The organism is Micromonospora matsumotoense, assembly GCF_050951065.1.
Classification (GTDB): domain Bacteria; phylum Actinomycetota; class Actinomycetes; order Mycobacteriales; family Micromonosporaceae; genus Micromonospora; species Micromonospora matsumotoensis.
Window position 1 is genome coordinate 3,494,729 of record NZ_CP192025.1, and the last position, 13,671, is coordinate 3,508,399.

The 13,671-nt window shown below is 73.3% G+C and carries 12 protein-coding genes and 1 pseudogene; 7 read left to right on the forward strand and 6 right to left on the reverse strand.

What is annotated here, in order from left to right:
- The 6 genes and pseudogenes from ACQP1S_RS15330 to ACQP1S_RS15355 form a co-directional block, all read right to left on the reverse strand.
- Entirely contained in the window at nt 1-228 is a 228-nt protein-coding gene (locus tag ACQP1S_RS15330) for a hypothetical protein (protein WP_091240024.1), read from the reverse strand.
- Nucleotides 229-380: 152 nt separating this feature from the next.
- On the reverse strand, nt 381-737 hold the full coding sequence (locus tag ACQP1S_RS15335) for a VOC family protein (RefSeq protein WP_091240028.1): 357 nt from the start codon (nt 735-737) through the stop codon (nt 381-383).
- Between the two features lie 274 nt (nt 738-1,011).
- Entirely contained in the window at nt 1,012-1,560 is a 549-nt protein-coding gene (locus ACQP1S_RS15340) for a nucleotidyltransferase family protein (protein WP_432907250.1), read from the reverse strand.
- Between the two features lie 42 nt (nt 1,561-1,602).
- Entirely contained in the window at nt 1,603-1,950 is a 348-nt protein-coding gene (locus ACQP1S_RS15345; RefSeq protein ID WP_432907251.1) for a hypothetical protein, read from the reverse strand.
- Between the two features lie 196 nt (nt 1,951-2,146).
- On the reverse strand, nt 2,147-2,707 hold the full coding sequence (locus ACQP1S_RS15350; RefSeq protein WP_432908054.1) for a GNAT family N-acetyltransferase: 561 nt from the start codon (nt 2,705-2,707) through the stop codon (nt 2,147-2,149).
- A 24-nt stretch (nt 2,708-2,731) separates the two neighbouring features.
- A pseudogene (locus ACQP1S_RS15355) lies at nt 2,732-4,792 on the reverse strand (penicillin acylase family protein); the annotation flags it as partial.
- 76 nt (nt 4,793-4,868) lie between these two features.
- On the opposite strand from ACQP1S_RS15355, the gene ACQP1S_RS15360 reads away from it, so the two are divergent.
- The 7 genes from ACQP1S_RS15360 (at nt 4,869) to ACQP1S_RS15390 (ending at nt 13,670) form a co-directional block, all read left to right on the forward strand.
- Entirely contained in the window at nt 4,869-5,579 is a 711-nt protein-coding gene (locus ACQP1S_RS15360; protein ID WP_432907252.1) for a siderophore-interacting protein, read from the forward strand.
- The gene (locus ACQP1S_RS15365; protein WP_432907254.1) at nt 5,576-6,820 is read left to right on the forward strand and encodes an MFS transporter; all 1,245 of its coding nucleotides are present in this window, start codon (nt 5,576-5,578) and stop codon (nt 6,818-6,820) included. Before ACQP1S_RS15360 ends, ACQP1S_RS15365 begins: the two co-directional genes overlap by 4 nt.
- 140 nt (nt 6,821-6,960) lie before the next feature.
- Nucleotides 6,961-8,511 (forward strand): pyridoxal phosphate-dependent decarboxylase family protein, encoded by a 1,551-nt coding sequence (locus ACQP1S_RS15370; RefSeq protein ID WP_432907255.1) that lies wholly within the window; start codon nt 6,961-6,963, stop codon nt 8,509-8,511.
- A 23-nt stretch (nt 8,512-8,534) separates the two neighbouring features.
- Complete coding sequence (locus ACQP1S_RS15375) at nt 8,535-9,827, forward strand: lysine N(6)-hydroxylase/L-ornithine N(5)-oxygenase family protein (protein WP_432907257.1); 1,293 nt, start codon at nt 8,535-8,537, stop codon at nt 9,825-9,827.
- A gap of 5 nt (nt 9,828-9,832) precedes the next feature.
- Nucleotides 9,833-10,399, forward strand: coding sequence for a GNAT family N-acetyltransferase (locus ACQP1S_RS15380; protein ID WP_432908056.1), 567 nt, complete (start codon nt 9,833-9,835; stop codon nt 10,397-10,399).
- Nucleotides 10,396-12,180, forward strand: coding sequence for an IucA/IucC family protein (locus tag ACQP1S_RS15385; RefSeq protein WP_432907258.1), 1,785 nt, complete (start codon nt 10,396-10,398; stop codon nt 12,178-12,180). The genes ACQP1S_RS15380 and ACQP1S_RS15385 overlap by 4 nt, the downstream gene beginning before the upstream one ends.
- Nucleotides 12,177-13,670: an MFS transporter gene (locus ACQP1S_RS15390; protein ID WP_432907260.1), complete on the forward strand. Its 1,494-nt coding sequence runs from the start codon at nt 12,177-12,179 to the stop codon at nt 13,668-13,670. Before ACQP1S_RS15385 ends, ACQP1S_RS15390 begins: the two co-directional genes overlap by 4 nt.
- The last annotated feature ends 1 nt before the right edge of the window (nt 13,671 follow it).

The following is a 13,671-nucleotide window of genomic DNA, read 5'->3' on the forward strand; positions in this document are numbered from 1 at the left end:
CTAGCGGTCCCGGTTGCGGGGGTGCCGCTTGGCCGTGCGTTCGTTGCCGTGTTTGTAGTTGCCGGTGAGGCGCGCCATCAGCTCCTGCGGATCGTCGCTGTCCACGTCGACCAGGAACCGGGCTGCGGCGGCACCCCGGAGCACCGAGGCGGGGCGGCCGTGGTGCAGCACTTCCACGTCCCCGTTCTTGCGGAGACGATAGGTGAATCCCTCAGGGGTGCCGGACATCGTCCCATCGTCCTCGCCGACCGGCTCGCACGCGACCGGATTAGCCGCTCCGAGGAGTCGTCGTACCGATCATCGCGAGGTGGGGTCCGGCCACCGACCGTGACCCGGATCGACGTGTCCTCGCTGTCGACGGCCGTCCGCGCCCCGGGCCGTCAGTCGTCGTACTGGACCAGGCAGAACTCGTGACCCTCCGGGTCGGCCATGACCACGACCACACCCTGTTCGTGGTCGTGCCGCTCACCGGTGTACCTGCCACCGAGGTCGATGACCGTGGCCATGGCCTCGTCGACGTGGTCGACGGCGACGTCGAGGTGGAGCCGTACCTTGCCCGTCCGGGGCTCCGGCACCGGCTGGAACACCAGCCGTGGCTGTGGGTCACCCCGCTCGCCGAGGTAGACCCAGCCCTCCTGCGACGGGCCGGGTTCCCGACCGAGTAGGACGCCCCAGAACCGGGCCACCCGCTCGGGGTCGAGGCAGTCGATCGTGACACCGGACCAGACGTTCGCCATCGGCTGATCATGACAGAACGCCGGTCGGCCGTCCGGTCACGTCGCTGCCCGCCCGCCGGCCGGCCGGCCGGCGGGCGGGTCGGTCCCGGTCCGCCGTCGTCGCGGCTCGCCATCGCCGGTCGACGTGGTCCATGTCGCCCGCCTACCTGGTCCCTCGCGCCGGTGTGTCGGGACAGCTCACGCCTGCCGCACCACCCCGGCCGGGCCGGTGGGGCGTTGACCGCCCGGGTGGCCGCCGAGCAGGTGGCGCGGCGGGAGCGTGGACCCCGAGCCCCTAGACCTCCAGCCGCAGCCCGGCCCACCGGCCGCACCACCCCTTGGCCGTCACGCGCTCGCGTACCTTCGCGCGGCCTGCGGCGTGGTCGAAGGCCGGTGAGGGGCGGACGACCATGCCGACCAGGTCGGCCACGCCGTGGCAGCACACCAGGTGGACCGAGTCACCCCGCAGGGTGACCGCGACGCAGGTGGCCGTCTCGGGCCAGCGCGATATCGCGTCCAGGGTGCCGAGGTAGGGGCCGTCGCCGTTGCGCAGGTGCATCCGTGCCTGGTTGCGGATCTCCCACGGCACCCCGGGCAGGAGCGTCGCGGCCCGGGCCTCGGCACGGGTGTCCGCACGGGGGTCCCGCTCCTGCGGGTCGAAGTAGGCGACGTCCACGTCGCGCGGCGGCGCGGCCGGCAGGTCGCTGATCGCGTCCCAGACCCGGTTGCGGACGAAGCCGGCACCGATCCGCCAGTCCGGCAGACCGAGGTCGGCGGTGGCCCGGAGCACTCTCATCGCCGCCGGGTCCGACTCGATGAGGCCCACCACGTCCTGTGTGCTCACGACCACCCCGAGGAGCCTAGAGCAGCGCCCGCCCGGCCCGGGTCACCGCGGCCGGGGCGGGTCGTCGCCGAAGGCCGCCGCGAGCGCCGTCGTGATCAGGTCGGCCAGGTCGGTGCGCCCGTCGTCCTGTGCCCACCGCACCAACGCGGTGTGCATGACGGCCAGGCAGGCGCTGGCCGCCGCCGCGGCGCGGAAGGCCGCATCGGGATCGGTGGCCTCGTCCCCGAGCCCGCCCACGATGGCCTGTTGCAGCAGGTGGTGGTTGTCCAGGTGCCGGGCGCGCAGGGCGGGGGTCGAGATCATCAGCCGCAGGCGGGCCAGCAGGAACCGGTCGTCACCGGCGGTGAGCGTACGCGCCGACTCGACGAGCGCGGTGCCGATCCGGCGCACGCTGGGTCACCGGGCAGGTCATCGACGCCAGCGGCGGCCTCTTCCTGGGCCCGCGCGCCTGACCACCGCGCGGCCATGGCGCGAACGCGCCTGACCACCGCGTAGTCGTGGCGCGCGGGCGTTCCTGACCACCGCGGCGGTCACGGCGCGCCCGCGCCTCACCACCGTGCGGTCGGGGGCCGCCCGCCCGCAGGGTTCAGGCCGGGACCCGGTGGTCCGCCTCGAACCGCTCCCGGGTGAAGAACGCCAGTTGGGCCCGCTTGTCGGGCATGTCGATCTCGTCGGCGAAGGTGAACCCCTCCCGTTCCAGTCGCCGCAGCGCGAACCGGTTGCGCACGTCGGGCTCGACCACGATCCGCAGCCGACTTGGGTCGCGGAACAGGAAGCGGGCCAGCGCCGGGCCGATCGCGTCGGTGAGCCCGCGCGGCGGTCGGCGGCCGGGGGCGAGCAGCAGGTGCATGCCGATGTCGCCGGGCCGCACCCGGTAGCGCTCGCCGACCGGGTCGGCCTCCGGCTGGTAGGTCTGGAACAGGCCCACCGGCGTGCCGTCCAGCCCGATCAGGTACGCGTGGTGGGTGCTCAGGCCGTCGACGTACGCGTAGATCTCGCGTACCTCCTCGACGGTGTACGACCCCATGCCCCAGAACGACGCGCGGGGCTCGGTCACCCAGCCGTGCAGCAGCGCGGCGTGGGCGGCCGGATCGACCACGGTGAGGGTCAACTCACCGAAGCCGGGGATCATCTCCTGGTAGGTCACGCGGTCCTCGTCTCGGGGTGCTCGGGTCAGGCCACGCCAGTCGGTGCCGACGGGGATCAGCTCGCCGGTGGCCCACAGGGGCAACTGGTCGGCGAAGTGCGGGTCGTCGGGGCGGCCCGAGACGCCGAAGGGGACGATCCAGCGGCTCGCCGACCGGTCGGTCAGGTCCCACACGTACCGGGCGACCGGCCCGCGCCAGCACGCGTCGGAGACCCCGGGCACGCTGGAGGTGGACAGCACGCAGTTGGTGTCGCCGCCGAGGTCGGTACCGTCGCGCATCGCGGCCACCCGGTCCGTGACCGCCTCGGACACGCCGAGGTGCAGCGGGTGCAGCAGATGCCGCCGTCCCCAGGGGCCGGGTGGGTCGCCGGCCGCGACCTCCTCCAGCGCGGCGGCGGCGAGCGGTTCGACCGCACCGCCGAGGCGGGGCAGCCCGGCGACCACCCCCTCCACCGCGTGCCCGATCCGGGCCAGCGGGTCGGTCCACGGGGCGAAGAGCGGGTCGTAGCCGCCGGGGGCGTGCAACGGGCCCAGGGCGGGGTGCGCCGACAGGTGCCGGACCAGCGCGGCCCGCCAGGCGGCGAACGCCCCGGCATCGACGCTGTCGGCGTCCATCCGGCCGTCCCAGCCGGTCAGCCGGTCCCGCAGCAGTCGGGCCGGCCCGCTGAGCGGCCCCGGGTCGAGCCGGTCGAGCAGACCGCGCAGGACCACCGACCCCAATTGGGTGTCCGTGTGGACGTCCGGCGCGGCGACGCCGTCGGCGAGCAGTTCGCGGATCCGGCGGGCCCGGTGCGGCGGGGCGAAGTCGACACCGAGGTCGGCGACGTCGTCACGCCGGTCGTTGGCGCAGACCGCCGGCTCGCCGACCGCGACCGGTTTGGCGGCGGCGTAGTCGCCGCGCCACCGGTAACGGGGGTCCCAGCCGGGCACCGGTTCCCGCCGGCACCCGTCGTCGCGGTGAGGCACCAGGCCGGCGACGAGCTGGTGCACCGCCCCGTGCCGGTCGGCGACGAGCACGCTGTTGACCGGTTCGACCCAGCCGCGCAGCGCGTCGGCGACGTCGTCGGCGGTGCGGGCCCGCAGCAACGGCAGCAGCGCGTCGAAACCGAGGCTCTCCGTCACCCGGGCCGGGGTCCGCAGGCTGAGTGCCTCGCCGGTGTGCCGGTCGTGGTCGATCACCGGGCCACGCGGGGTCTCGATCACCTCGACGGTCTCCGTCGCGCCGCCGCGTACCTCGATCCGTTCGACGTGCCGGTGGGCGGGCACCCAGCCGTCGGCGTCGCGGACCAGCACCAGGTCGCCGTCGCGGCGCAACTGTTCGCGGTAGAGGTCCTGGTAGTCGGCCATCGCGTTGGTGACCGCCCAGGCGACGTCGCCGGCGTGCCCGAAGTGCGGCAGCCCCGGTACCCCGGGGAAGGCCAGTCCGACCACGTCGAACTCGGGGCAGGCCAGCCGGATCTGCTGGTAGATGCCGGGCAGTTCGAGCAGCCGGTGCGGGTCACCGGCGATGACCGGGGCACGGCCGGTCACCGGGTCGGCGGGCAGCGCCCAGGCGTTGCTGCCGGAGCCGCCGGGCCCCTCGACGGCGAACAGGTCGCGGGCGGCCGGGCCGAGGGTGGCGGCGACGTGGGCGTGCCACAGCTTCTGCGGAAAGGTGCCGAACAGGATGTGCTGGACCAGGAAGACGCCCAGCGGCGTCCACGGTCGCCACCGGCCGGGCGCGCTGCCGGTGGCGGCGAACTCGGGGGCCGCCGCCGCGCCGGTCGCCAGGCCCGCGTTGACCCCGTCGGCGTACGCGGTCACCCAGCGTCGGGTGGCCGGGGCGAGCCGGTCGAAGCAGCGCCGGGCGGTGTCGTCGAGCCGGGCCCGCCGGACGAACCGGTCCCAGTCGAGTGCGGCGGGACCGATGTGGGCGGCGAGTCGGCCCTCGGCCCGCCAGCGTTCGACCTCGAGCTGCCACGCCCGGTCGGTAGCGGTCACCCGCCCCTGCCATCGGGCCAGCTCATCGACGGTGTCGGCCCACAGGTGCGGTACGCCCCACCGGTCGCGGTGCACGCCGGCGGCCGGCCGGTCGCCCGGCGGCATGCCGGTCCCACTCTCCACAGGACTCCTCGCCTAAGTTACCCTCGCCTAACTTAGGCGGACCTTACCTGGAGGACGTGTGAAACGGAACTGGGAGGCCCTGGTGCTCAAGGCCATGGGCGGCCGGGACTTCCGGCTGACCGTGCGGAGCACCGAGTCGGTCGGCGGGCACTACCAGCGTCTGCTCATGGACGACGGCGGCCTGCTGGCGGCGGGCAAGGCGCACCCCACCATGTGGATCCGGCTCTGGTTCGACGACGCCGGCCGGGCGCACCAGCGGGCGTACACGCTGGTCGACCCGGAGCCGGAGGCCGGCCGGTTCACCCTCGAGTTCGCCCTGCACGACGGCTGCGCGGCCCGCTGGGCGAGCACCGCGCAGGTGGGTGACACCATCGTCGCCACCCTCCAGGGCAGCGCCTTCGCCCTGCCCGACCCGGCACCCGCCCACCTCTACGTGGTCGGTGACGCCGCCTCGCTGCCAGCGGTGAACAGCCTGCTCGACGCGGTGCCCGACACCCCCGCCACGATCTGGTTGGAGTACGCCCACGACGGGGAACGGGCGCTGGCCCTGCGTACCCGGGACCAGCACCGGGTCACCTGGGTGCCGCGGGGCGACGACGGGCGGCAACTCGTCGACACCGTCCGGGCCGCGCTCCCGGCCGCGCCGGACGCCCACTACTGGGTGGCCTGCGAGGCGACCAGCACCCGGGCCCTCACCCGGCACGTCCGGCGCACCCTCGGGATGGGCAAGCAGCAGCTGACCTCGCTGGGCTACTGGAGCGCCCGGTGAAGGGACGCCTCGGCACGCTCACCACGCTCTACGTCACCCAGTACCTCGGCATCGGGTTCATCACCGTCGGGCTGACCGCCATCCTGCGCGACGGCGGCACCTCACTGGACACCCTGGCCCTGCTGCAGTTCGTCGGCCTGGTCTGGCCGCTGAAGTTCCTCTGGGCCCCGCTGCTCGACCGGTACGGCTCCCGCCGGCACGGCCACTACCGGTCCTGGCTGCTGCCCCTGCAGGCCGGTCTGGTGCTGACCCTGCTGGCGCTGCTGCCGTTCGCCGATCCGACCCGGCAGCTCGGCCCGGTGGTGGCGATCTGCGCCGCCTACGTCTTCCTCTCCGCCACCCAGGACATCGCCGTCGACGCGGTCGCCGTCCGGGTGCTCTCCGAGGGGACCCGGGGCGCCGGCAACGGCATCCAGGTCGCCGCGAGTTACCTGGGCAACCTGCTCGGCGGTGGCGCGTGCGTGCTGGTCTACGACCGGTACGGCTGGGTGCCGGCGATCGGGTTGCTGGCCGCGCTGACCGCCGTCGGGCTGCTGGTGGTGTGGCGGCTGCGGGAGCCGGCCCGGATCGCCCGGGTGCCCGGCGCCGGGCAGGCGTACCGGGCGTTGCTGTCGGTGTTCGGCCAGCCCGGCTGCCGCTGGTGGACCTTCGGCGTGGTGCCGCTGGTCTACACCGGAGCCGGAGCGGCCTATGCCCTGGTCACCCCGGCGCTGGTCGACGCGGGCTGGTCGCTGGCACGCATCGGCGTGGTCACCGGCGTGGTGATCAGCGCCCCGGCGATCGTGGCCGGCCTGCTCGCCGGGATCGGCGTCGACCGGTCCGGCCGGGGACGGCTGCTCGTCGTCGGGGGAGCGGCCCTCGCGGCCTCCACGGCGCTGCTGCTGCCGCTGATGACCGGCCGGGCCCCGCTGGGCGCGACGGTGGCCGCGCTGTGCTGCTTCATGGCGGCGTACACCGTCGCCAACGTGGTGCTCTACGTGGTCAACATGGACTACTCGCGGCCGGAGACCGGGGGGACCGACTTCACCGTGCTGTCGTCGTTCGGGCTGGTCTGTTCGTTCCTGGCGGCCTCCCTCGGACTGGCCGCGGCCGATCGGGTCGGCTACCCCGCCGTCGCGATCGCCTCCGTCGTGCTGGTCGCCCTCGGCGTCGTGGTGGGGCTCGGGCACCAACGACGGTTCCAGGGCACGCCGATGCGCGCGCCCGAGCCGGCGGCGGAGCCGGTCCCCGCAGCGGGTTGACGGCCGCGTCCGGGGTGTCGGCATTGACATGATTTTAGGTTAGGGTAGCCTAACTTGTAGATCAACTGGGCCACCAGGACGCCCCATGTCCCCGCCGCCCGTCGCCCCGCGTGTCCGTCACCGACCGTCGAGGACTGCCCATGAGCCTGCCCGGATCCACCGTCGAGGTCCCCGTGACCGGGGCGCGCCCTGTCCCGCCCCGCGCCCACCTGCTCAACGCCGGCACCGTCGCGGACTACCGTCGGGCCGTCGTCCAGGGCATCGAGCGGGTGGCCGCCCGGGTGGCCGAGGTGGACCGACCCGGGACCGGCGTCACCCCGGACGAGTTGGCCCCCCGGGTCGCCGGCATCGACCTGGACCGTCCGCTGGGCGACACCACCGCCGCCCTCGACGAACTGCACGACGTCTACCTGCGCGACGCGGTCTACTTCCACCATCCCCGCTACCTGGCCCACCTCAACTGCCCGGTGGTCATCCCCGCCCTGCTCGGCGAGGCGGTGCTCAGCGCGGTCAACTCCTCCCTGGACACCTGGGACCAGAGCGCCGGCGGCACCCTGATCGAGCGCCGGCTGGTCGACTGGACCGCCGAACGGATCGGCTTCGGCCCCGCCGCCGACGGCGTCTTCACCAGCGGCGGCACCCAGTCCAACCTGCAGGCCCTGCTGCTCGCCCGGGAGGAGGCGTACGCCCGGATCGTCGGCGGCGGCACCGACCGGCCCAGTCGGCCCGAGGTGCTGTCCCGGCTGCGGATCATCACCTCCACCGCCGGTCACTTCAGCGTCCAGAAGGCCGCCAAGCTGCTCGGCCTGGGCGCCGACGCGGTGCTCACCGTCGCCACCGACGCCGGCCGACGAATGCGTACCGACGAACTGGCCGAGACCCTCGACCGGTGCCGCCGCGAGGGTCACACCGTGCTGGCCGTGGTCGCCACCGCCGGCACCACCGACTTCGGCACGATCGACCCGCTGGAACGGATCGCCGAGATCTGCGCCGCCGTCGGGGTCTGGCTGCACGTCGACGCCGCGTACGGCTGCGGACTGCTGGTCTCGCCCACCCGGCGGCACCTGCTCACCGGCATCGAACGGGCCGACTCGGTCACCGTGGACTACCACAAGTCGTTCTTCCAGCCGGTCAGCTCCAGCGCCCTGATCGTCCGCGACCGGCGGGTGCTACGCCACGCCACCTGGCACGCCGACTACCTCAACCCGGCCCGGATGGCCGAGCGGCGCATCCCCAACCAGGTCGACAAGAGCCTGCAGACCACCCGCCGGTTCGACGCCCTCAAGCTCTGGCTCACCCTGCGCATCATGGGCGCGGACGCGGTCGGCGCGCTCTTCGACGAGGTGATCGACCTCGCCGCCGCCGCCTGGCGGCTGCTCGCCGACGACCCCCGCTTCGAGGTGGTCACCCGCTCGCAGTTGAGTACGGTGGTGTTCCGCTACCTGCCGCCCGGTGTCAGCCGCGACGTCGTCGACGACGCCAACCTGTACGCCCGCGAGGCGCTGGCCGCCTCCGGTGCCGCCCTCGTCGCCGGCACCAAGGTCGACGGCGCCCACCACCTCAAGCTCACCCTGCTCAACCCCGAGACCACCCTCGACGACATCGCCCACGTGCTCGACCTGATCGCCGAACACGCCGGCTGGTACGCCCGCACCTGCGCCACCGCCGAGCTGTCCAGCCCCGTCGGCTGACCACCCGCCCTGGAGAAACCCCTGTGTCGACCCCCGACTTCATCGCCATCGGGCTGGGCCCGTACAACCTCGGGCTGGCCTGCCTGACCGCGCCGCTCGACGATCTCGACGGCCTGTTCCTCGAAGCCCGCGAGGACTTCGACTGGCACCCCGGCATGCTGCTGGACGCCACCCGGCTGCAGACGCCGTTCATCGCCGACCTGGTCACCCTGGCCGACCCGACCTCGCCGTACTCCTTCCTCAACTACCTGAAGGAATCCGGGCGGCTCTACCCGTTCTACATCCGGGAGAGCTTCTTCCCGCTGCGCCACGAGTACAACGACTACTGCCGGTGGGCCGCCGCGAAACTGCCCTCGGTGCGCTTCGGCCACCGGGTCACCTCCGTCGAGTACCACCCCGCCGACGACCGGTACGTGGTGCACGCCGTGGTCGACGGCGAACGGGTCACCCACCGGGCCCGGCACCTGGTGCTCGGCACCGGCACCCCGCCGCACGTCCCGGACGCCTGTGAGGGCCTCGGCGGTGACGTCATCCACAACTCCCGCTACCGGGAACACCGGTCGGCGCTGCGCGCCAAGCGCAGCATCACCGTCGTCGGCAGCGGGCAGAGCGCCGCCGAGATCTACCACGACCTGCTCACCGACCTCGGCAGCCACGGCTACCAGCTCAACTGGGTCACCCGGTCGCCGCGCTTCTTCCCCCTCGAATACACCAAGCTCACCCTGGAGATGACCTCACCGGACTACGTGGACTACTTCCACGCCCTGCCCGAGGAGACCCGCTACCGGCTGGAGGGCACCCAGAAGAACCTGTTCAAGGGGATCAACGCCGACCTGATCAACGACATCTTCGACCTGCTCTACGCCCACCGGGTGCACGGGCCGGTGCCGACCCGGCTGCTGACCAACACCGAGCTGACCAGCGCCCGGTACGACGAGACCGCCGGCACCTACCGACTCGGGCTGCGCAACATCGAGCAGGACCGCGACCTGACCCTCGACACCGAGGGGCTGGTGCTGGCCACCGGCTACCACTACCGGGTGCCGGAGTTCCTCGCCCCGATCCACGACCGGCTGCGCTGGGACTCCCACGGCCGGTTCGACGTGGCCCGCAACTACAGCATCGACCACACCGGTCGGGGGGTCTTCCTCCAGAACGCCGGCACCCACGCCCACAGCATCACCTCGCCCGACCTGGGCATGGGCCCGTACCGCAACTCCTGGATCATCCGGGAGCTGACCGGGCGCGAGCACTATCCGATCGAGGAGCGGATCGCCTTCCAGGAGTTCGGGGTCCTGGCCGGCGGCACCTCGTGACCGACGTGGTGTACCGCCGGCACGATCCCGCGCTCGGCGAGTTCGCGCTGCGCACCCTCGACCCGGAGGGCGACGCCGGGCTGCTGCACGGTTGGGTGACCCACCCGAAGTCGGCGTTCTGGCTGATGCAGGACGCCGACGTCGACCGGGTCGCCCGGGAGTACCGGGGGATCGCCGACCACCCGCACCACGACGCGTACCTCGGGCTGTGGCGCGGCGAGCCGGCGTTCGTCGCCGAACGCTACGATCCGGCCCGGGTCGAACTGGTCGGCCTCTACCCGCCGGTCGACGGCGACGTGGGCATGCACTTGCTGTGCGCGCCCACCGACCAGCCGGTGCACGGCTTCACCCGGGCCGTCATCACCACCGTCCTGGACTGGCTCTTCGCCGACCCGGACACCCGACGGGTGGTGGTCGAACCCGACGTGCGCAACACCGCCGTGCACGCGCTCAACGCCGCCGTCGGCTTCACCGTCGTCGGCCCGATCCGCAAGCCGGAAAAGGACGCCCTGCTCAGCGTCTGCACCCGCGACCAGTTCCTGGCCGCCACCCGAGGAGACCTGCCCGCGTGAACCCCGCCGCTTCCGTGGCCCACCTGACCCCCGCCACCTGGGCCCACGCCAACCGGCTGCTGGTCGGCAAGGCGCTGGCCGAGTTCGCCCACGAACGCCTGGTCGCGCCCACGCCCACCGGCGACGGGCAATGGGTCGTGCGCACCGACGACGGCACGGTGGACTACCACTTCACCGCCCGCCGCTTCGCCCTCGACCACTGGCAGATCGACCCGGACAGCATCACCCGGCGACGCGGCGACGAGGAGTTGCCGCCCGACGCCGTCGACCTCTGCCTCGAACTGCGCGGCACGCTCGGCCTCACCGACCAGGTGCTCCCCGTCTATCTGGAGGAGATCACCTCCACCCTGGCCGGCACCGCGTACAAGCTGGCCCGGCCGGCGCTGGGCGCGGCCGAGCTGGCCCGCGCCGACTTCCAGGCGATCGAGACCGGCATGACCGAGGGGCATCCGTGCTTCGTGGCCAACAACGGCCGGATCGGGTTCGGCGTGCACGAATACCACGCGTACGCCCCGGAGGCCGGTCGACCGGTCCGGCTGATCTGGCTCGCCGCGCACCGCGACCACGCCACCTTCAGCAGCGCCGCCGACCTCGACTACCCCACCCTGCTGCGCACCGAACTCGGCCCGGACACCCTGGCCCGGTTCGCCGCCACGCTGACCGACGCCGGTGTCGACCCGGACGACTACCTGCTCATCCCGGTGCACCCCTGGCAGTGGTGGAACCGGCTCGCGGTCACCTTCGCCGGTGAGGTGGCCCGGCAGCGCCTGGTCTGCCTCGGCGAGGCGCCGGACGAGTACCTGGCGCAGCAGTCCATCCGGACCTTCTTCAACGTCACCAGCCCGCACCGGCACTACGTCAAGACCGCCCTGTCCGTGCTGAACATGGGCTTCCTGCGGGGCCTGTCGGCCGCCTACATGGAGGCCACCCCGGCGATCAACGACTGGCTCGTCGACCTGGTCACCGGCGACCCGGTGCTCGCCGGCACCGGGCTGACGATCCTGCGGGAGCGGGCCGCCGTCGGCTACCGCCACCCGCAGTACGAGGTGGCCACCGACCGCTACTCGCCGTACCGCAAGATGCTCGCGGCGCTGTGGCGGGAGAGCCCGGTTCCCGGCCTGGCCCCCGGCCGGCGGCTGTCCACCATGGCCGCCCTGCTGCACACCGACCGTGACGGACGGTCGCTCGCCGCCGCCCTGGTCGCCGAGTCGGGCCTGCCCCCGCAGGAGTGGCTGCGCCGCTACCTCGACGCCTACCTGGTGCCGCTGCTGCACAGCTTCTACGCCCACCGGCTGGCCTTCATGCCGCACGGTGAGAACGTCATCCTGGTGTTGCACGACGGCGTGGTCGAGCGGGTGATCTTCAAGGACATCGCCGAGGAGATCGTGGTGATGGACCCCGACGTCGACCTGCCGCCGCTCGTGCAGCGGGTCCGCGTCGCCATCCCCGACGACGAACAGCTGCTGACCATCTTCGCCGACGTCTTCGACAGCTTCTTCCGCCACCTCAACGCCGTGCTGGCCGGCGAGGGGGTGCTCGACGAGGACGACTTCTGGCGTACCGTCGCCGACTGCGCGACCGACTACGCCGCCCGCGTGCCGCACCTGGCCGACCGGCTGCGCCGGCACGACCTGTTCGCCGAGGAGTTCACCCTGTCCTGCCTCAACCGGCTGCAACTGCGCAACAACCAGCAGATGGTCGACCTCGCCGACCCGTCGGCGGCGCTCCAGTTCGCCGGGACCCTGACCAACCCGCTCGCCCGCCACGCCCCGCCCCGATGAGCACCGCGCTGTCCGCCGTGCGGCCCGGCCCGGCGGTGCCGCTGCGGTCGCGCTGGCTGATCCTGGCGGTGCTCTGCCTCGCCCAGTTGACCGTGGTGCTCGACAACACCGTGCTCACCGTGGCGGTGCCGGTGCTCACCACCGAACTGGACGCCAGCACCACCGACATCCAGTGGATGATCAACGCGTACGCGCTGGTGCAGTGCGGGTTGCTGCTCACCGCCGGCAGCGCCGCCGACCGGTACGGCCGCCGCCGGATGCTCGTCGCCGGCCTGGTGCTGTTCGGCGTCGGCTCGTTGGCCGCCGGGCTGGCCCGCTCCGGCGACCAGCTGATCGCCGCCCGCGCCGGCATGGGGATCGGCGGGGCGCTGCTGGTCACCGCCACCCTGGCCGTCGCCATGCAGGTCTTCGACGGCGCCGAGCGGTCCCGGGCGATCGGCATCTGGGCGGCCACCAGCGCCCTCGGGTACGCCGCCGGCCCGCCGATCGGCGGCATCATCCTCGCCCACCTGCCCTGGGGCGCGATCTTCCTGGTCAACGTGCCCATCGTGCTGGTCTGCCTGGTGGCCGGCCGGGCGTTGGTGCCGGAGTCCCGGGACCCGGTCGGCGGGCGACCCGACATCGGCGGGGTGCTGCTGTCCACCGCCGGCCTCACCGGCGTGGTCTGGGCCATCATCGACGGCCCCGAACGCGGCTGGACCGCACCGGCGGTGCTCGGCGCGGCCGGCGGCGGTGTGCTGCTGCTGGCCGCGTTCGTCTGGTGGGAACGGCGGATCGCCGCCCCCATGCTGGACATGCACTTCTTCACCGACCGGCGGTTCGTCGGCGCGGTCACCGGGGTCGTCCTGATCACCTTCGGGTCCACCGGTGCGTTGTTCCTGCTCACTCAGCATCTCCAGTTCGTCCGGGGTTACCCGGCCTGGGAGGCGGGACTGCGGATGGTGCCGTTCGCGCTGTCCATCGTGCTGCTCAACCTCGGCGGCATCGCGACCCGGCTGATCCGCAGGCTCGGGGTGCCCGGGGCCATCGCGCTGGGCATGGTGCTGCTCTCCGCCGGCCTGACCCTGGTCACCCACGTCCGCTCCGACGGCTACGGCGTGCTGCTGACCGGGCTGCTGGTGATGGGCTTCGGCTGCGCCCTGGCCAACCCGGCCATCGTCGAGGCGGTGATGAGCGCCATCCCGCCGTCGAAGGCCGGCGTCGGCGCCGGGATCGACGGCACCATGACGGAGGTGGGGGGCAGCCTCGGCATCGCCGTGCTCGGGGCGGTGCTCAACGCCCGGTTCGCCGCGCTGGCGCCGATCGTGGTGGCCGGCGCCGGGTCGTACCCGGCCGCGCTGGCCGCCGCCGGAGGCGAGAGCGAACGCGCGCAGGTGACCGACGCCTTCTCGTCCGCGCTGGTCACCGGGCAGACCGCCGGCGCGGTGGCGGTCCTGGCCGGTGGGTTGCTCGCCGCCGGGCTGCTGCGCCGCGCCGAGCGCACCCGCTGAG

What these genes read in the sequence shown, in the direction of transcription:
- ACQP1S_RS15390 (WP_432907260.1), top strand. Translation starts at nt 12,177, where the DNA reads ATGAGCACCGCGCTGTCCGCCGTGCGGCCCGGCCCGGCGGTGCCGCTG.
- ACQP1S_RS15330 (WP_091240024.1), bottom strand. Translation starts at nt 228, where the DNA reads ATGTCCGGCACCCCTGAGGGATTCACCTATCGTCTCCGCAAGAACGGG.
- ACQP1S_RS15335 (WP_091240028.1), bottom strand. Translation starts at nt 737, where the DNA reads ATGGCGAACGTCTGGTCCGGTGTCACGATCGACTGCCTCGACCCCGAG.
- ACQP1S_RS15370 (WP_432907255.1), top strand. Translation starts at nt 6,961, where the DNA reads ATGAGCCTGCCCGGATCCACCGTCGAGGTCCCCGTGACCGGGGCGCGC.